At 63.2% G+C, this 15,325-nt stretch carries 15 protein-coding genes and 1 pseudogene; 6 read left to right on the forward strand and 10 right to left on the reverse strand.

All coding sequences use genetic code 11. The annotated features are described in order from the left end of the window. Positions 1–141: 141 nt before the first annotated feature. A complete protein-coding gene (locus tag QQK18_RS13665) occupies positions 142–372 on the reverse strand; it encodes a hypothetical protein (RefSeq protein WP_284340884.1) in 231 nt (76 codons plus the stop codon). 721 nt (positions 373–1,093) lie between these two features. After that, the gene (locus QQK18_RS13670) at positions 1,094–2,080 is read right to left on the reverse strand and encodes an arginase family protein (protein WP_348523227.1); all 987 of its coding nucleotides are present in this window, start codon (positions 2,078–2,080) and stop codon (positions 1,094–1,096) included. A 360-nt stretch (positions 2,081–2,440) separates the two neighbouring features. Between QQK18_RS13670 and sorT the strand changes: the two genes are divergently transcribed. Next, a complete protein-coding gene (gene sorT, locus QQK18_RS13675) occupies positions 2,441–3,649 on the forward strand; it encodes a SorT family sulfite dehydrogenase catalytic subunit (RefSeq protein ID WP_284340886.1) in 1,209 nt (402 codons plus the stop codon). Next, entirely contained in the window at positions 3,646–4,065 is a 420-nt protein-coding gene (sorU, locus tag QQK18_RS13680; RefSeq protein ID WP_284340887.1) for a SorU family sulfite dehydrogenase c-type cytochrome subunit, read from the forward strand. The genes sorT and sorU overlap by 4 nt, the downstream gene beginning before the upstream one ends. Before the next feature lie 125 nt (positions 4,066–4,190). Here sorU and QQK18_RS27565 read toward each other — a convergent pair. The 3 genes and pseudogenes from QQK18_RS27565 to QQK18_RS13695 all read right to left on the reverse strand — a co-directional run bounded on the left by QQK18_RS27565 (position 4,191) and on the right by QQK18_RS13695 (position 6,159). Continuing rightward, positions 4,191–5,488: pseudogene (locus tag QQK18_RS27565) on the reverse strand (erythromycin esterase family protein). An 11-nt stretch (positions 5,489–5,499) separates the two neighbouring features. Continuing rightward, on the reverse strand, positions 5,500–5,679 hold the full coding sequence (locus QQK18_RS13690; RefSeq protein ID WP_284340888.1) for a hypothetical protein: 180 nt from the start codon (positions 5,677–5,679) through the stop codon (positions 5,500–5,502). A gap of 18 nt (positions 5,680–5,697) precedes the next feature. Further along, a complete protein-coding gene (locus QQK18_RS13695) occupies positions 5,698–6,159 on the reverse strand; it encodes a YbhB/YbcL family Raf kinase inhibitor-like protein (protein WP_284341044.1) in 462 nt (153 codons plus the stop codon). A 278-nt stretch (positions 6,160–6,437) separates the two neighbouring features. Here QQK18_RS13695 and QQK18_RS13700 point away from each other — a divergent pair, with 278 nt between their 5' ends. Both QQK18_RS13700 and QQK18_RS13705 read left to right on the forward strand, forming a co-directional pair. Continuing rightward, on the forward strand, positions 6,438–7,214 hold the full coding sequence (locus QQK18_RS13700; protein WP_284340889.1) for a BON domain-containing protein: 777 nt from the start codon (positions 6,438–6,440) through the stop codon (positions 7,212–7,214). A 266-nt stretch (positions 7,215–7,480) separates the two neighbouring features. Then, positions 7,481–7,912 (forward strand): BON domain-containing protein, encoded by a 432-nt coding sequence (locus QQK18_RS13705; RefSeq protein ID WP_284340890.1) that lies wholly within the window; start codon positions 7,481–7,483, stop codon positions 7,910–7,912. Positions 7,913–8,010: 98 nt separating this feature from the next. Here QQK18_RS13705 and QQK18_RS13710 read toward each other — a convergent pair whose 3' ends face one another. The 5 genes from QQK18_RS13710 to QQK18_RS13730 all read right to left on the reverse strand — a co-directional run bounded on the left by QQK18_RS13710 (position 8,011) and on the right by QQK18_RS13730 (position 13,215). Beyond that, positions 8,011–8,238, reverse strand: a complete 228-nt coding sequence (locus QQK18_RS13710) for a hypothetical protein (protein WP_284340891.1) — start codon at positions 8,236–8,238, stop codon at positions 8,011–8,013. Positions 8,239–8,311: 73 nt separating this feature from the next. Beyond that, complete coding sequence (locus tag QQK18_RS13715; protein ID WP_284340892.1) at positions 8,312–9,637, reverse strand: HlyD family type I secretion periplasmic adaptor subunit; 1,326 nt, start codon at positions 9,635–9,637, stop codon at positions 8,312–8,314. Further along, positions 9,634–11,403, reverse strand: a complete 1,770-nt coding sequence (locus QQK18_RS13720) for a type I secretion system permease/ATPase (RefSeq protein WP_284340893.1) — start codon at positions 11,401–11,403, stop codon at positions 9,634–9,636. Before QQK18_RS13720 ends, QQK18_RS13715 begins: the two co-directional genes overlap by 4 nt. A 323-nt stretch (positions 11,404–11,726) precedes the next feature. Continuing rightward, the gene (locus QQK18_RS13725) at positions 11,727–12,248 is read right to left on the reverse strand and encodes a GNAT family acetyltransferase (protein ID WP_284340894.1); all 522 of its coding nucleotides are present in this window, start codon (positions 12,246–12,248) and stop codon (positions 11,727–11,729) included. A gap of 343 nt (positions 12,249–12,591) precedes the next feature. Then, complete coding sequence (locus tag QQK18_RS13730) at positions 12,592–13,215, reverse strand: mechanosensitive ion channel family protein (RefSeq protein WP_284340895.1); 624 nt, start codon at positions 13,213–13,215, stop codon at positions 12,592–12,594. 88 nt (positions 13,216–13,303) lie between these two features. Here QQK18_RS13730 and QQK18_RS13735 point away from each other — a divergent pair, with 88 nt between their 5' ends. Together QQK18_RS13735 and QQK18_RS13740 are read left to right on the forward strand one after the other, a co-directional pair. Further along, positions 13,304–13,813, forward strand: a complete 510-nt coding sequence (locus tag QQK18_RS13735; protein ID WP_284340896.1) for a hypothetical protein — start codon at positions 13,304–13,306, stop codon at positions 13,811–13,813. A 635-nt stretch (positions 13,814–14,448) separates the two neighbouring features. Further along, positions 14,449–15,180, forward strand: a complete 732-nt coding sequence (locus QQK18_RS13740) for a helix-turn-helix domain-containing protein (protein WP_284340897.1) — start codon at positions 14,449–14,451, stop codon at positions 15,178–15,180. Positions 15,181–15,325 lie beyond the last annotated feature (145 nt).

Below are 15,325 nucleotides of genomic sequence, written 5' to 3' on the forward strand. Positions count from 1 at the left end.
GATTATCGGTGAAGGTCGGTCGATAGCCTGCAGCCTGGTGTGGCTGCAGGCATCTGGTGGTTGGCGCATAGAGCGAATGCGAAAAAATCCTGCCCCGGACTTGATCCGGGATGGGAACCCGATTTCGCGAGAAAATCCGCTTTAGCGCGCAGCGGCCAGCGCGAGCTGGCAGGCCTGGGCGAGGGCGCGGTTCGGCGCATCGGTGCCGAGCGGCGTTGCCCAGCCTGCATTTTCGATCACCGCCCGACGGTTGAACCCCGAGGCTGCGTCGAGCTCGGCGAGCACCGCCACTGCCGCCGTGTTCGTCGACTGCTGGACGCAATAGGGTGTCAGGGTCGCAACGACAGCCGCTTCGGATTGCTTGCTTGCCATTTCCAGGGCACTGCCGCCCGTCACCCATCCACCCCAGGTGAATCCGACGATTGCAGTGGCAACAGCTCCTACCCCTGCACCCGTAAGCGCAGGCTTAATCCAAACGGGGAAGTTCATGAGAGGGTCAATCTATGTTGGAGGAGCGCAGAGTGTGCGCGTTGATTTTACCGATATCACCTTCTCAGAAATAATTACAGTAATATAATCGTGGTCCCTAAATTTTCAGTTCGATATTTCGCCAATTTTCTTGTCTAAGCGGTCCGGACTGATGGAAAATAGTGAACACTTATATGGAGTTTACATGGAGATAACGGCAAAACCGCTCGGTATTGAAGCGGCGGTCGCCGCTGCACACAAAGTGAGATGTACGGGCGCTGAAGGTCGAAACTCCAAATGTGCGCGAAACGAGGAGGTAAGCGACAGAACATGACAAATGGCGGTGAAGAGTGCTTTGCGCGGGCTGGCCCACGTCAACCTGTCGGCCGACGGCGTTACTAAAACCCGCGACTGGTAGGCGGGGATTTCTTGGGGGTCGAGCCATACTTCCAGCGTCCCAAGGAGGGAACGCCCGCCTATGTGGAGTTCCGCATCGGCGACGACGAGGACGAACTCGGGATCATCGATCGCCAGTACCTTCCACCGATTGCTAAGGGGGGTTGGCGGGACCATAGCCCGCAGGCATGTTGACGACCTCCAGGGGGACGGTGGAGAAGCTGAAGTGTCACGTTGAGAATGTGCTCTTGCCGCGCATGTCCGGCGCGGCGGCAATGGACGCGAGTGCCTGCATCAGGGTGGCAATGAGGCTGCCAAATGCAGCGGCCTCATCAGGTGCGTGATCCGGGTTCAACTCGGCCAGAGTGAGCGCACGCCAGTTCGGTGCTGCCAACAGGACCTCGAGTGCCCGGCCGAGCTCCTCGAGCTCAAGGCCGGTTTCGCGTGCCCCGTAGCGGACGTTCTCAGCAATCGGAAACGATGTGAATGCAAGCACGTCGACGTCGATATGAACGAGCAACCGATCGAAGTTCTGGCCCCAGATCTTCGCACGTTCGGCTGCAGCCGCCGGATCTGCTTTGATCTCCCCCAGGGCGATGTGTTGAATGTCGTTGGCGGCGATGGCCTTTTCCTCCGGCGGTGTCATCTCGTGCGCGCCGAACAGCAGCACATCGGAAGGTTGCAGCATCGGCCGCCTTGAGGCGAGGCCGCTGAGGTCGGGGAGGGCGCCTGGCAGGTCGAGCATGTGGGCTATGCCGGTCCAGTCGAGGGCACCCTCGGCGGTTTCCGGCACGTTGAGATCCGCATCGCCATCGATATAGATCAATCCGACGGAAGCATCGTGGGTCAGGGCACCCGCAACGACTCCCAACCCGATGGTGCAGTCTCCGCCAAGGACGAACGCCGCTTCGCCATCCGTCATGGCACGCGCGACATGTCCGGAAACGGCTATCGCCGCTTCACGTACGGTGGCAAGGTTCATCGCGGCAGGATTGCCCCGATCCGGCCGCCAACGAAAAGAGAATGCATCGCCCGCGTCGCGGACTTGCCACCCAGCCCGCTCAAGCGCAGTGACCAAGCCATGGCGCCGGAATGCATCCGGCGCTTTCTCTTGTCCGGGCGCGTATGCCCCGGCACTTGTCGGCGCTCCGATTACGGCCAAGCGGTTGCTCATAACTCGCTCCGGCGAGGGCTCCAGCGTTGAAAAAAGCGCCATTTGGCGGCTACGGCAGATCACAAGATTTCGGCAAACATGCGACTGGCGTTTCTGCCGCAGGCTCTCGCCCCCTATTTGCCACGAAGGCGGCCATCCATCCCTATACCCACTCCCTGCGCGTGCATCTTGCGCGGCACGCCGGTAGAGGCCACGAGTTGTTGCCGCCTATGTGCAAACCGAACTGACGGGCTCGCGGCAGAGGAGGTGTCAGAGGTAAGATTACTCCGAGTTGGTGACTCGCGAGCTCTCGGTGCAGCAGCCTGTCAATTGTGCCGGCAGCCTTCGCGCTTGAAGGGCTTTGCTTGACTGACGTCGCCCTCAGGCGAATACTGCTGTCCGACATACGGAGGAGGACTTTCCATGGACACGCCTGTTGTTCATCGTCGCCACTTCCTTATCGGTGCGGCTGGGGTTGCCGTCGCATCAACGGTCCCCGGCATGGGTGGGTTGGCGTTTGCCCAGGAGGCAATCGGCACCCAAGCACCCACGACGCCACTGCCCGACTATGCCTCCTGGAAGAAGCCGGAGGCGATGATCGTCCACACCGAACTGACGTTGGAGACACGCCGCCCGTTCATCGGCACCAGCTCGGTTGTGCCCTCTAATATCCTGTTTGTCCGAAACAATCTGGAGCCCCCTGATTCAGCAATCGTCGCCGATGCCGATGCTTGGGAGGTGGCATTCGAAGGCGTTGCGCAACCGCGTACCATGACCGTTCGCGAACTCAAGCAACTTGGCATCGCGACCGTTCCGACGGTTCTGCAGTGCTCAGGCAACGGCCGGGGACTTTTTGATCACGAGGCCAGCGGAAGCCCATGGCTCACGGGCGCCGCAGGCTGCGTCGTCTGGAGCGGTGTGCCGCTGCGAGCCGTGGTCGATGCGTTGGGCGGGGTGGCAGAAGGTGCCAGGTTCGTCACCAACACGGGGGGCGAGGTGATTCCCGAAGGCATTGACGCCAACGAAGTGCTCGTCGAGCGCTCGGTTCCGATCGAAAATGTCGATACCATCATCCTGGCGTGGGAAATGAATGGCGAGCCCGTGCCGTTGGCACATGGTGGCCCTCTGAGGGTGATCGTGCCCGGATATTACGGAGTGAACAACGTCAAGTACGTGAAGCGCATAGCGTTCACTGAGGCGGAATCCGAAGCGGACATCCAGCAGACCGGTTACCGGGTGCGGCCGGTGGGGGAGTCCGGGGCGCCCGATCAGCCGTCCATGTGGCAGATGAAGGTCAAGTCCTGGGTGACCCATCCGGTGGTCGAAACACCATCCGGGCCAATCCAGATCCACGGGGTAGCATTCGGCGGGATCAATCCGGTGCAGCGCGTGGAGGTGTCCACTGACGACGGGCAGAGCTGGCAGGAGGCCCAGCTCCTGGACCCGGACCTAGGACGCTATGCATGGCGCAGTTTCGTTCTGCCCGTGGAACTGCCATCCGGCACCTACAGCATCACCAGCCGCGCCACGGACTCCGAGGGCAATGTCCAGGAGCAGACAACCGAACCCAACCACCGGGGCTATGACTACAGCGGTTGGGACAGGCTGGCCGTCGAGGTGACGGTGCTGTGAGCGAGCGCCGGCTTGCACCGGACAGCAGGGTTTCTGCCAACGGAGCGCTGTTCATCAGCGTGGTGTGCGGCCTCGCGCTGGCGGCAGGCCTGTTGCAGGTGCAGTTGCAAGCTCAGGAGCCGGCGGAGCAGGATGCCGAAGCGGCACTCAGCGAGGAAGAAATGGATGTCGCAAGGCAACTGATCACCAGCGACGCCGGGCCGGCATGTGCTGTATGCCACCAGTTGGCAGCGGCCGAGGCCACGGGCACGCTCGGGCCCAGTCTCGATCAGCTCAAACCCGATGCGCAGACCGTCAGGGCCGCCCTGCTCGAGGGGCCCGGCGTGATGCCGGAATATGGTGACAAGCTGACCATGGAACAGATGGAGCTGATTTCAGCCTATGTCGCGGCCGTGGCAGGTGGGGGGCAACCGTGAAAGATCGAGGACGAGATCGAGCGGCGTAGTGCATCCGCCCGTGACCACGGGCGCCAAGCCTGCTCTTCGACCTCAAGGCATCTGCGCTGAAAACCGCAACAACGACCAATGCACTGGCAGGCCTCTCACAACCCGAACGGATAGGTCTCCGGCACGCCCCTCGGCGCCTCTGTCGGGAGCGGTGTCACCGGGCCGGTTTCCTCAAACCAGACATAGACATCGAACTGCTCGGGCAGTACCGCCTCGAAATAGTGGCTCTGGCGCTCGGTCTCGGGCCGGTAGATGACGCCGACGGCCCGCTCGAGCCGCGGCTCGGAAAGAACCGCGCGCAACGTCTCGTCGGCCCGTAGGTCCACGGCCGCGCAGGCGATGCCTGTTTCGAGGAACACGCGCTCGTAGGAGTCGGGCCTTGCCGGCAGGACCGTCTTCAGCCGCATCGGCGCGTCCCAGTCGTCCGCCGCCGCGACCGTGCCGCGATCCGTGCCGAAGCCGACGGTCGCGGCTGCGTCGCGATAGGCCGCCTTGCAGAGTTCGCCGATGTGAACTGGCCCTGCCAGCCCATTTCGGTGGCGGCGGCGTTGCCGATATGGGAGTTGTGGGCCCAGACGATCGCCCGAGCGTCGGGCCCGCGCGCCGCCAGCAGGGCTTCGAGCGTGTCGAACATGTGCCTGTCGCGCAGGTTCCAGGAGTCGTTGGAGCCGCGATACATGGTGCGGTAATAGCGCTCGGCAGCCCGCACCACGCGCGCATTCTGCGCCGCATCGAAGAAGGCGGCGCCGTCGTCGCCGGTCACATAGTCCAGCTCCTTGCTGAGCAGATCCCGCGACTGCGTAACCACGGCATCCTCGCAGGGGTCGCTCTCTCCAGTGACCAGCGCCCGTCCATACCAGGCGGGCTCCGCCTGCCAGGGCGTCAGGCATGCATAGCGCTTGCGCGCCAGGACTGCCGCTTGCGGATCGACGTCATCGAGATAGGCGAGCACCTCGCCGATCGAATGATGGAGGGAATAGACGTCGAGCCCGCGGAACTCGACGCGGCCCTCGAGAGGCAGATCGGCATTGTGACCGCGCAACCATTCGACGAAGTCGGCAACTTCCGCGTTGCGCCACATCCATGTCGGGAAGCGGGCAAAGGACCGTTCGTCATATTGCCCGGGTCCCCGATGGCGCACATATCGGTCGACGCGGTTTGCATCCGGCCAGTCCGCTTCCACCGCCACAATGCCGAAGCCGTGCTCTTCGATGAGGAATCGGGTGATCGCGGCGCGAGCGCGGTAGAACTCGGCAGTACCGTGCGTCGCCTCGCCCAGAAGCACGATCCTGGCGTCGGCGACGTTGCCCAAGGCTTTCCCGAACGCGTCTATGGAGTCGGGCGAGGGCAGGGGCTTTGCCGCCCTGCGGACGGTCGCGCTCGGCTCGGTCATCCGATTGGCCTTCAGGACGATCTCGGCAGGCCGCCGCTCGGCCGACCGCCGCGATGCGGATCCTTGCCGGCGGAGGGGCTGCTCTGCTGTGGCCGGTCGTCCTTGTGCTGGTCGCCGGCCCGGTTGCCGCCATGCCGCCCGTGGGAACTCTGTTTGCCGACAGCCATCCGGTCGCGTTCATGCTTTGCCATTTGGGGCTCCGTTCTTTGTCATGCTTCGTAGATGCCGACGAGCTCGGTTTCCTCGATCGTATGCTTGCGCGCCTCCCGCCAGACCTCCTCGGCGCCGGCCTTGGCCGGAATGGTAAGGTTGGGCACATCGAGCGCGGCAAGGCGGAAATGATAATGGTGCGGCCCATGGCCGGGCGGTGGCTGCGGCCCGTCATAGGCGGCATTGCCGAAATCGTTGAATGCATAGCGCATCCAATCGGCAGGGCCGGTATCGACGCTCTCGGGCAGCCGGTCGTGATCGGCGGGAATGTTGAAGATCGTGCAATGGTGGAACGCACCGCTTGGCGCGTCCGGATCCTCGACCGTCAGTGCAAAGCTGCGCGTCTTGTCAGGCGCACCGGTCCATTTCAGCGGTGGCGAAAGGTTCTCGCCATCACGCGTGTACTTTCTGGGGATCGGCTCGTTCTCGGCGAAAGCCGGGCTGATGAGGGTGAGAGTGATGGCGTTCTTCCGGGTGACGTTTCTGACCCAAGGATCGGATCCGGTGCGGTCGACCATTCCGGCCCGACATTGGGGAAACGTCCTTCCGACCCACGGGTTCGCGGGAATGCGAAAGCGAGCGCAACCTAGTGCTCCGGTCTGAAAGGCGGGGCAGGGCGCGATAACATAAAGCAGTCCGGCGCTCTCGGAATGCGGAACCAGGAGTTTGCCGGGTTTTTCGGAACAGCGCCCTGTCCCGAGCGTTTTCCGGACAAGACGCAACGTAGAAGGAGGATGTCATGATGGACAGACGCAGGCACGAGGATTGGCGCTGGCGTGAGGCTGAGGACCGGGCCCGAGGATCGCGCTTTTCGGACGACGATTTCAGTGGCGCCGACTACGATCCCCGCTATCCCGATGACTTGCCCCGCGGCTATCGCAGCGTCGACTGGCGGGACTGCGGAGCACCCGACTATCGCGGCGATAGATATCCGCGCTACGGCGGCCGCGGTGCCTTGGATCGTTACTACGGGGCGTATGGCCGGTTCGCCGGCCCCTATACGAATGGCCCGTCCACGAACCGCTACACGGACCGGTACGGCGATTGGGAGGGATCGTATACGACAGATCCCTATGAACCGCCGAGCATCTATCCGGGCCGGGTTGGCGCGGGCGGCTATGGTGGGCGTGAACGCAACTTCATGGACAAAGCCGGAGACGAACTCTCCTCCTGGTTCGGTGATGAGGAGGCGGCCGAGCGCCGCGACATCGACCGCCGTCGAGGCGGCCACTTTGGACGCGGCCCGCGCGGCTACAAGCGCTCGGATGCACGCATCACCGAGGACGTCAGCGACGAACTGAGCGACGACTGGCGGCTCGATGCTTCCGACATCGAGGTCGACGTCACCGACGGCGAGGTGACCCTCAACGGCACGGTCCACAGTCGGCAGGACAAGCGCCTGGCCGAGGATCTGACCGACAACGTCTCAGGTGTGCGTCACGTGCAGAACAATTTGCGCATCGAGCCGCCGCAGGAGGGCATGCCGATGAGTTCGATCACCGCCGGCGGCGGCTGACCGGAGCGGAATGCGAAAAACCTGTCCCGGCGGCGATTCGGGATGGGAACCGGAGTTTGCGAAAATTCCGCGACAACAATTGTGGAGCGCGTGGTTTGATTGCATCAAATCGCATCGCGCCCAGCAAAAGGAGTGCGACTATGCCCGACGATCGTCGCCCGTCCCCTGAGGGGCGGGAGAGCCTTAAATAAAGGCGCTATCACCCGCAATATTCCGGCCAGGGCGGCGGCTACGGCCAGTCCAACCGCGGCCTCAACTACGAGGGGATGCGTCCTCGTGAGGATGCTCCCTATCGCGTGCCGCCGTCGCGCGAAGGTGGCGGCTACCACCACGGCCCCTACGCCGCACGGCGTTACCACGGGTTCAGCGAGCACGAGCCGGGAGGTTTCACCGATCGCGTGCTGCAGCGCCGGCCGGACCTGCCCGACTACAGCGGGCGCGGCCCGCCTAACTACACGCGCTCGGACGGGCGCATCGAAGAGGACGTCGCCGAGCGCCTCACCACCAACGACGCGCTCGATGCAAGCGACGTCGACCTCAGTGTAGAGAATGGCATCGTCGTGCTCGACGGAAGCGTTGCCGACCGTGAGGACAAGCGCCTCGCCGAAGATCTCGCCGAATCTGTTCGCGGTGTGCGCGGCGTCCAGAACAATCTGCGCCTGCAACGCACAGCCGGCGTGCCCTGGCGGAGCGGGTAGGGCGGACGAATGGTGTAGCGGACCACTGATGACAGCGGTGGGTGGGATCGGTCAGCGGCCCACTCGCCAATTAATCAAATCACATTGCGGATCGAGCTCTACCGCTTCCCGATCGGCGGCGGTAGCGGATCCGAGTGACGCGGCTTGGGTTCCTCGATCGGCCTGAACTTGATGGGCCCGGATTCCCAGTCGAAGGGGACGGGGACCTCAGCTACGCATGGCGTGAAGACCGACTGACCTTGCGCATTCACCACTTCGAAGATGATCCCCGGGCGTTCCATGGTTGCGCACTCGACCCAGCGGTCCATGTCGATCCATTCGCCCATTTCGGTTCGTTCCTCTCATCTGCAGCGCTTTCAGCAGAACTGGACATCACTTTTACGGTTCGCAGGCGAGGGATCAATTTTCCCTGAACGCCCGGCTGAAAGAATCCTGGATAGGCTTCAACAGATAGTCGACGAACGTCCGCTCGCCGGTGGAAATGAAGGCCTCGACCGGTATTCCCGGGTAAATCTGCTCTTGAGTTATCCCCGGGGGGAGCTCGCGAGTAGGCTCCAATCGGACCTCGAAGAAGGCCTCCCTTGTGTCCTGGTCCACCCTCCTGTCGGCGGCAACATAGATCACCGTGCCCGATACTTCGGGGGTCCTGCGCACGTCGAGCGCAGTAAATCTCAGCCGGGCATCCTGGCCGATGGCGACGGCGTCGATATCGCGTGGCTGCACATGGACTTCGATCACCAGATCGCTGGTCGTGGGGAGTAGCTCGAAAATCGTCGTGCGAGGACTGACAATACTGCCAACAGAGTTGTACGTGGCCTGGACGACGATCCCGTCGACCGGGGCACGAACGACCATGCGCTCGACGACCGAGGAGGCAGCCACGATCTGCTCTTCGACATCGGCAAGCGTGGCGCGCACGCTGTTCAATTCGCCAAGGGCCTCTTCTACCCGTCCCGTTTCGAGACGTTCGATCTGCTCGCGCGTTTCCACCATCTGGATGGAGGAACTGGCGATCTGGGACTGCAGCGAGCCGATCTGGCCGATGAGCTCTGCCTGGCTGCGCAGCAGCACCGCATAGTCGGAGCGGTCCGTCAGTCCTTGGCCGAGGAGCTGCTGCTTGCGGATAACTTCCTCCTCGACGACTCGCAACTGCTCTTCGGCGGCAGCCTTTTGCGCCTCGAGACCTGCAACTGCCGCTTCGTGCGCCGCAATCCGCTGGCGCAGGATTCCGGTTTCGGCGCGGTAGCGCGAAAGGCGCGCCATGAACTCCCTGCGCTGCTCGTCGACGACCTTGGCGACTTCGGGATCGGGAGGGACCTGCACGAGGTCGGCGGGCACGGCCATCTCTTCGAGGCCGTCCCGCTCCGCTTCCAGCCTCGCCGCCCTGGCCTGGAGGGCGATTGATTGTCGCAGGAGCCGATTGAGCTGCGCCTCGACGATGGTCGTATCGAGATCGAGCATCGGCTCTCCTGCCGCAACGCGCCCGCCCTCGCGCACATGCATCTCCTTGACGATACCGCCTTCGAGGTGCTGGATGGAGATGTTCTGGCCCGCAGCAGCGACGACCCCCGGAGCGATCACTGCGCCGGCGAGCGGCGCTGCGGCGGCCCAATAGCCGAAGCCGCCGGCAAAGACGGCCAGGGTCAGATAGCCGGCAAGCGCATAGGAACTTGTGCTCGTGACGACCGAACTTTTCCAGCTCCGGTTGGTCTCCACCTGTGTCATCGGGCCCTGTGCTGCTCGCTCGACGTGGATCTCGGACCGGAGGGCTCTTGCGGCGCCCCGACGGCAGCGACGACGGCGGGTGTCGCCTGGCCGAGCTGGTTGAGCCGCCGAATGATCTCGGCCGATGGTCCGATGAGCTCGATCTGGCCATTGCGCAGCAAGAGGATCCGGTCGAGCTGCGAAGCAATACCGATCCTGTGGGTGACGACGATGAGGGACGCCTTACGCTCGCGCGCACCCGCAATTGCCCTGCTCAAGGCTGCTTCGCCTTCGGCATCGAGGTTCGTGTTCGGCTCGTCGAGCACCAGCAGGCTGGGGTCGCCGTAAAAGGCCCGTGCCAGGGCAATGCGCTGGCGCTCGCCGCCCGAAAGGCGCAGTCCGCCCGGGCCGACCTGCGTCGCGTAGCCGTCCTTCAAGCGCAGGATCAGGTCATGGACGCCCGCCCGCTGCGCCGCCCGAATGACGCCCTCATCGTCGGGAGCCGGCTGCAGACGTGCGATGTTTTGTGAAATGGAGCCAGGGAAAAGCTCGAGGTCCTGCGGCAGGTAGCCGAGATGCGCTCCAAGTGCGTCCCTATCCCAGCTGCCTAGTTCGGCTCCATCCAGACGCACCGAACCAGCCGTGGGCTCCAGCGCCCCCACCAGCAGCCGGGCGAGCGTGGTCTTGCCGGCTCCGCTCGGGCCGATGATCGCCAGGCTTTCGCCCGCTCGCAACTGGAAGCCGAGTCGGCGGATGATCGGCGGCGCCCCGGCGGCGGCGCCAGGCGTCTGATAGATGAGATCTTCCACCGAAAGCGCGCCGCGCGGCGCCGGCAGCTCGAGACGATCGGCAGCCTGGTCAGGAGCGCGCAGCTGGCGCAACCGCTGCCAGGCGCCGTAGCTGTCGGCGATCTGGCGCCATGCTCCAATAACCTGGTCGATAGGCTGCAGCGCACGGCCGGCGATGAGCGAGGCCGCAAAGATCATCCCGGCCGTCATGTTGCCATTGAGAACGAGATAGGCGCCGAGCCCGAGGATGGCGATCTGCAGGATCATGCGCAGCATCCGCGAGACGCCGCTGTAGAAGGCGTTCGTGCGGGTGAGCTGGTCCGATGCTTGGAGGAACTCGGCAAACCGGCGACCCCACACCTCTCTGGCATTGGCGGTCATGCCAAGCGGCTTCAGAACGTCCGAATTGCGCACCAGCGTCTGTGCCAGATTGGTGGCCTCGAGCAAGGAACCTGCCGCCAGGGCCCCGCTGCGCATCGTTGCCGCCTGGTTGAGGATGGCGAGCGCAACGAGAACGGCAGCCCCGAGGCTCGTCAGCAGGCAGAGCAGGGGGTGGATGAAATAGAGGACGATCAGGAAGAGCGGGGCGAAGGGCACGTCGAAGAGGAAGAGCAGCGAGCGCGAGCCGGCGAAGGCACGCAAGGTGGCAAGATCCCGCAGCGGCTGCACATCGCCGAAGCCTGCAGCAGGCGAGGCGAGCGAAGCCTCGAACGCCCGGGTACCGAGCTCTGCATCGAGCCGCGCCGACACGCGATTGGCGTACCGGCCGCGCACCACTTCGAGCACCCCCAGAACTGCGAGGGCGAGAAGTGCCGCGATCGAGAGATAGATGAGCGTTTCGAGGCTGGAAGCGGCAAGAACCCGATCGTAGACCTGCAGCAGGTAGAGCGGAGAGGTCAGCAGCAGGACGTTGACCGCCGCCGAGAACAGCCCGATCTCGACAAGGGCCTTGTTGAGGAACCGCAGGGAAGGCTGCTCGCGACCCCTGTTTCTGCTCACGGCCGCCTCCAAAAAGCTGGCACTGCGGCCCTATCGGCGATGACGATGTCCACTTGCAAATGCTTCCGTCGTCTTCCCAAGCACACTGTCATTGTTTGCCCAGAGAATCAGGCCCACTGCAAGCTTCGGTCGAAGGATGCACATCCCGCTCCTGCCAAAAGCCGCAGCTTCATTGCGCGACCCCCTGGCATTTTATGGGCAAGAGTATTTCGACGACGTCAAAGGCCCCTCACGAACTTGAATGATCTTGAGACTGGGGAGCGGAATCCCCCTCCGGCGGCTACGGCGCGCGACAAAAGTGGGAACCGGTTCCTCGCGGAAATCTAGGTAGACCCGCCATCGCTGGACTCCTCGTTCGAATCCTTGCTCCGTGCCGCTTCCATGGCCTCCTGGTAGGAGGGCGGCTCGATCCGGCTCGACAGCCACTGGTAGGCACCAAGTGCAACCAGGGCAATGCTTGAAGCGGCAAAGAGGACGGCCGGATAGATCGATTCGACGATGCTCGTCTGGCTGGCCTTGAACACCATCACCAGCGCTTCCAGGCTCGCCGCGATGACGATGATCGAGATGAACTTGGTGAGCGAGCGACGCGACTCGAGCGCCGAGCGCAGCTCCCTGCGGCGCAGGATTTCCTCCTCGGCGACGAATTTGGCGGTCTCGATAACCGCAAAGCCGATGATGAGCAGACCCACTGCGTCGAGAATGACGTTGGTCCGCTCGGGCGAAGTGAGGCCCCGTGCCACGTTCCACAGCGCCCCGAGCAGCAGCAGGATGGCCATGATCATCAGGGCGATGGTGGCTGCAAAGAAGTAGACGCGCGCCAGAATCCCGTAGAACTTATCCATCTCGGCTCCAGTTGACCCCGCAGGATCAATGGATGGGGCGGGTGTCGCGTTCCGCCGGGCCGTACGGGGGGGTGGTTGGGGCGGCCGAACCAGAACCGCTCGCCTGCACTTCGAGCTCCCCCCTCCCAACCTCCCCCACAAGGGGGGAGGTGCCGGTCTGGTGGCTTGGCGAAGGCGTGCCTCAGCAACCAGGAACCGGATGCATTGGGGTGTGCGCGGTCCTGCCAAAGGCACGAACGCCACCTCCCCCTTGATGGGGGAGGCCGGGAGGGGGTGCCGCGATGCCGCCACGCACTCAACGCCCTCAGGATAAGGATGACAGCGGTGGGGTATGGAGCGTCCCCTACGACAGCCCATCGGCGACGCCATCCCCAAAGCCCATCTCGCCGGCGGCGGCGGGCGACTGAGTGCGCACGCGCGGCAGGGGCTGGGGGTATTCCGCCTGCAGGAAAGCGATGAGCTTTTCGCGCACCTCGCATCGCAGGTCGAACGCCTTCCCGGCATTGCGCGCAGTGACCAGGATGCGGATCTCCATGCTGGTTTCGCGCAGGTCCGTCACCTGCACATGGGCGACATTGCGGTCCCAGTTCTGCGACTTCTCGACGATCTGTCCGAGCTGCTGGCGGATGACGTCGACGGGGACCGTGTAGTCGAGATAGAGCATGACGCTGCCGATGAGCGAGGTCTCTTCGCGCGTCCAGTTCTGGAACGGCTTTTCGATGAAATAGCTCAGCGGCAGGATGAGCCGGCGCCAATCCCAGGTTTTGACCACCACATAGGTCGAGCCGATCTCCTCGACCGTTCCCCACTCGCCTTCGACCAGCAACGCGTCGTGGAGCCGGATGGGTTGGGTGACGGCAATCTGGATGCCGGCAAAGAGGTTCTTCAACACCGGCTGCAGGGCGAGACCGAGCACCAGGCCTGCCGCGCCTGCCGATGCCAGAAGGCTGATGCCCCATTGCTGCACCCCCTCGGAAAGTCATCAGCGCCGCGGCCGTGCCCACGATCACGAGGACCGTCATCGCCACGCGCTGGAGAATGCGGGTCTGCGTGACGTGCTTGCGCGCAAGGAGATTGTCTTCGGCCTCGAGCGTGAACCGGCGCAAATAGAGAGTCACCCAGATGTGCATCGCCGAGCGGACGGCCAGCACTGCGAGGATAATGATGCCGATGAAAAGCCCGTGCTGGACCGTCCTGGTCGCCTCCCACGACAGCGGCGCGACGAACGCTGCGACCCAGCAGGCAAGGACGATGAGCGCGAAGCGCAGCGTCTGCCGCGTGCGCGAGACCAGCGACCGCTGGAACGTGTCTCTGTCACGCACCAGCCGGGTAAGCAGCCGGTGGAGATCGTGGCCGACCAGCAGCGCCAGCAGGATGGCGATGCCAAAGACGAGGAGGTTGGCGATCGAGGCCGGCATCAAGGCGAGAAACCGGGTCAGCGTTCCATCGATGCTGGTGAGAGCCTGATCCATGAAACACCGGCGACCTTGGCTATGGTTTCCTGCAGCCGGACAGCACCTGACACGGGCTCGAAGATCCGACGTCAGTTCAACTTCACGCTGTGAGGCTTACGTCCTCTGGCCGCAACGGCGTTTCGCGCGCTTCGGTTCCCATTGCTCAAGCCTCTGGGCGAAAACCTTATTCCCGATCAAACCACGGATTTTGACTCAAATGCCGATGGAAATTTTGTGATCAAACTGAGGCGTTTCCGTGAATCAATAAGTTGACAATGCCAGCATGCCAGACCAGTTTGAAAGCTGCGAAGGGTGATCTCGTTATTGCAATTCGTGCATTTCGCCGGTTGCGGTGCCAGCGGGGCTCAAATGATCCAGCCATATCGGTGTCTTGGGCGAGTAAGACCGGTTCCCTTATATAGGAGGAAGCCAGTTAAAAGCTTCATTACATTCACATGTTTATCGCTTAGGAATCGTCCCAAACAGCTAGGCGCGACTTATTATTGAGTCTGCCTGTCCCGGCGCGGCTGGGGCAGACATTCTATTCTATTTTACATTAAATTTCGCATTGGGTGCAGATGTCGATTGAGGAAACGGCCGGATCCCGCCCGCGCGCGGCGGGCAGCGATTTTCCCGCAATTTCCGGATATACAGAGCCAAGGGTCTCGACCTCCAAGGGCGGCGTCGTGCATTGCGTACGCGCGCCCCAGACTTTCACCCTCCGTTCATCCGGGGACTGCGTAGTGGTGTTGCTCGCACCTGTGCAAGGCTTCGAGTCGCGCTCAACCAGCGGTCGCGCCCACGTTGTCGACGCGCCTGCCGGCGCCGTGGCGATCGTGCCCGCCGGCATGGAGCGCTACGGGGGATGGGCCTCGCCGCTCGAGAGTCTCACCGTCGGCTACGAACCTGGGCAACTGGGCGTGCTCGCCGCCCAGGCGTTCGGTCTGCCTGCACTCAAACTCAGTTGGCGCGGCTTCGCCACAGCCGACGACCAGGCTCTGCAGATCGGGCACCTCCTGCGTCGGGAACTGCTCAGCGGCGCGCCCAATGCGCTCTATGTAGAGTCACTGATCACGGCACTGGGCCTGCATGTCATTCGCCGCTATTCCAATGCAGATAGCAGTGCAAAGCTCGTCAAGCCGGTCGGCGGGCTGTCGCCGACAGTCGCCCAGAGGGTTCAGGAATTCCTAAACCTGAACGTTGCAGGCAAGGTGACCATTGGCGACCTTACCGCGCTCTGCGACCTCTCCCGCGGACACTTCATCGAGGCGTTCACCAAGACCTTCGGGGTGCCGCCACACCGGTACCTGCTGAACCTGCGCCTCGGCCTTGCCGTGCAGTTGCTCTCGCAGACAGCCCTGCCGATCGCCGAGATCGCCTATCTCAGCGGCTTCTCAAGTCAAAGTCACCTGACTTCTGCCATGCGCAAGTACAGGCAGACTACGCCGGCGCAGGTGCGGTCGAATGGCCGATCGTAAAAGTTTATAGATTCGCCATCGTCAGAAATACCAATGTGGCTGTGCCGCGACAGCCGCAGAGTAAAATCGGATTGTCTGCCGAGGATTGTGATACGGCCTGACTTTCTTGAAATACGCCTGAACGTGCCTGTGCCCTTCTGGGCGT

Source organism: Devosia nitrariae (assembly GCF_030160115.1).
Lineage (GTDB): Bacteria > Pseudomonadota > Alphaproteobacteria > Rhizobiales > Devosiaceae > Devosia > Devosia nitrariae.

Coding starts and splice junctions, on each gene's coding strand:
- QQK18_RS13665 (WP_284340884.1), bottom strand. CDS start 372: ATGGCAAGCAAGCAATCCGAAGCGGCTGTCGTTGCGACCCTGACACCC.
- QQK18_RS13670 (WP_348523227.1), bottom strand. CDS start 2,080: ATGGCGCTTTTTTCAACGCTGGAGCCCTCGCCGGAGCGAGTTATGAGC.
- sorT (WP_284340886.1), top strand. CDS start 2,441: ATGGACACGCCTGTTGTTCATCGTCGCCACTTCCTTATCGGTGCGGCT.
- QQK18_RS13690 (WP_284340888.1), bottom strand. CDS start 5,679: ATGGCAAAGCATGAACGCGACCGGATGGCTGTCGGCAAACAGAGTTCC.
- QQK18_RS13700 (WP_284340889.1), top strand. CDS start 6,438: ATGATGGACAGACGCAGGCACGAGGATTGGCGCTGGCGTGAGGCTGAG.
- QQK18_RS13705 (WP_284340890.1), top strand. CDS start 7,481: ATGCGTCCTCGTGAGGATGCTCCCTATCGCGTGCCGCCGTCGCGCGAA.
- QQK18_RS13710 (WP_284340891.1), bottom strand. CDS start 8,238: ATGGGCGAATGGATCGACATGGACCGCTGGGTCGAGTGCGCAACCATG.
- QQK18_RS13715 (WP_284340892.1), bottom strand. CDS start 9,637: ATGACACAGGTGGAGACCAACCGGAGCTGGAAAAGTTCGGTCGTCACG.
- QQK18_RS13725 (WP_284340894.1), bottom strand. CDS start 12,248: ATGGATAAGTTCTACGGGATTCTGGCGCGCGTCTACTTCTTTGCAGCC.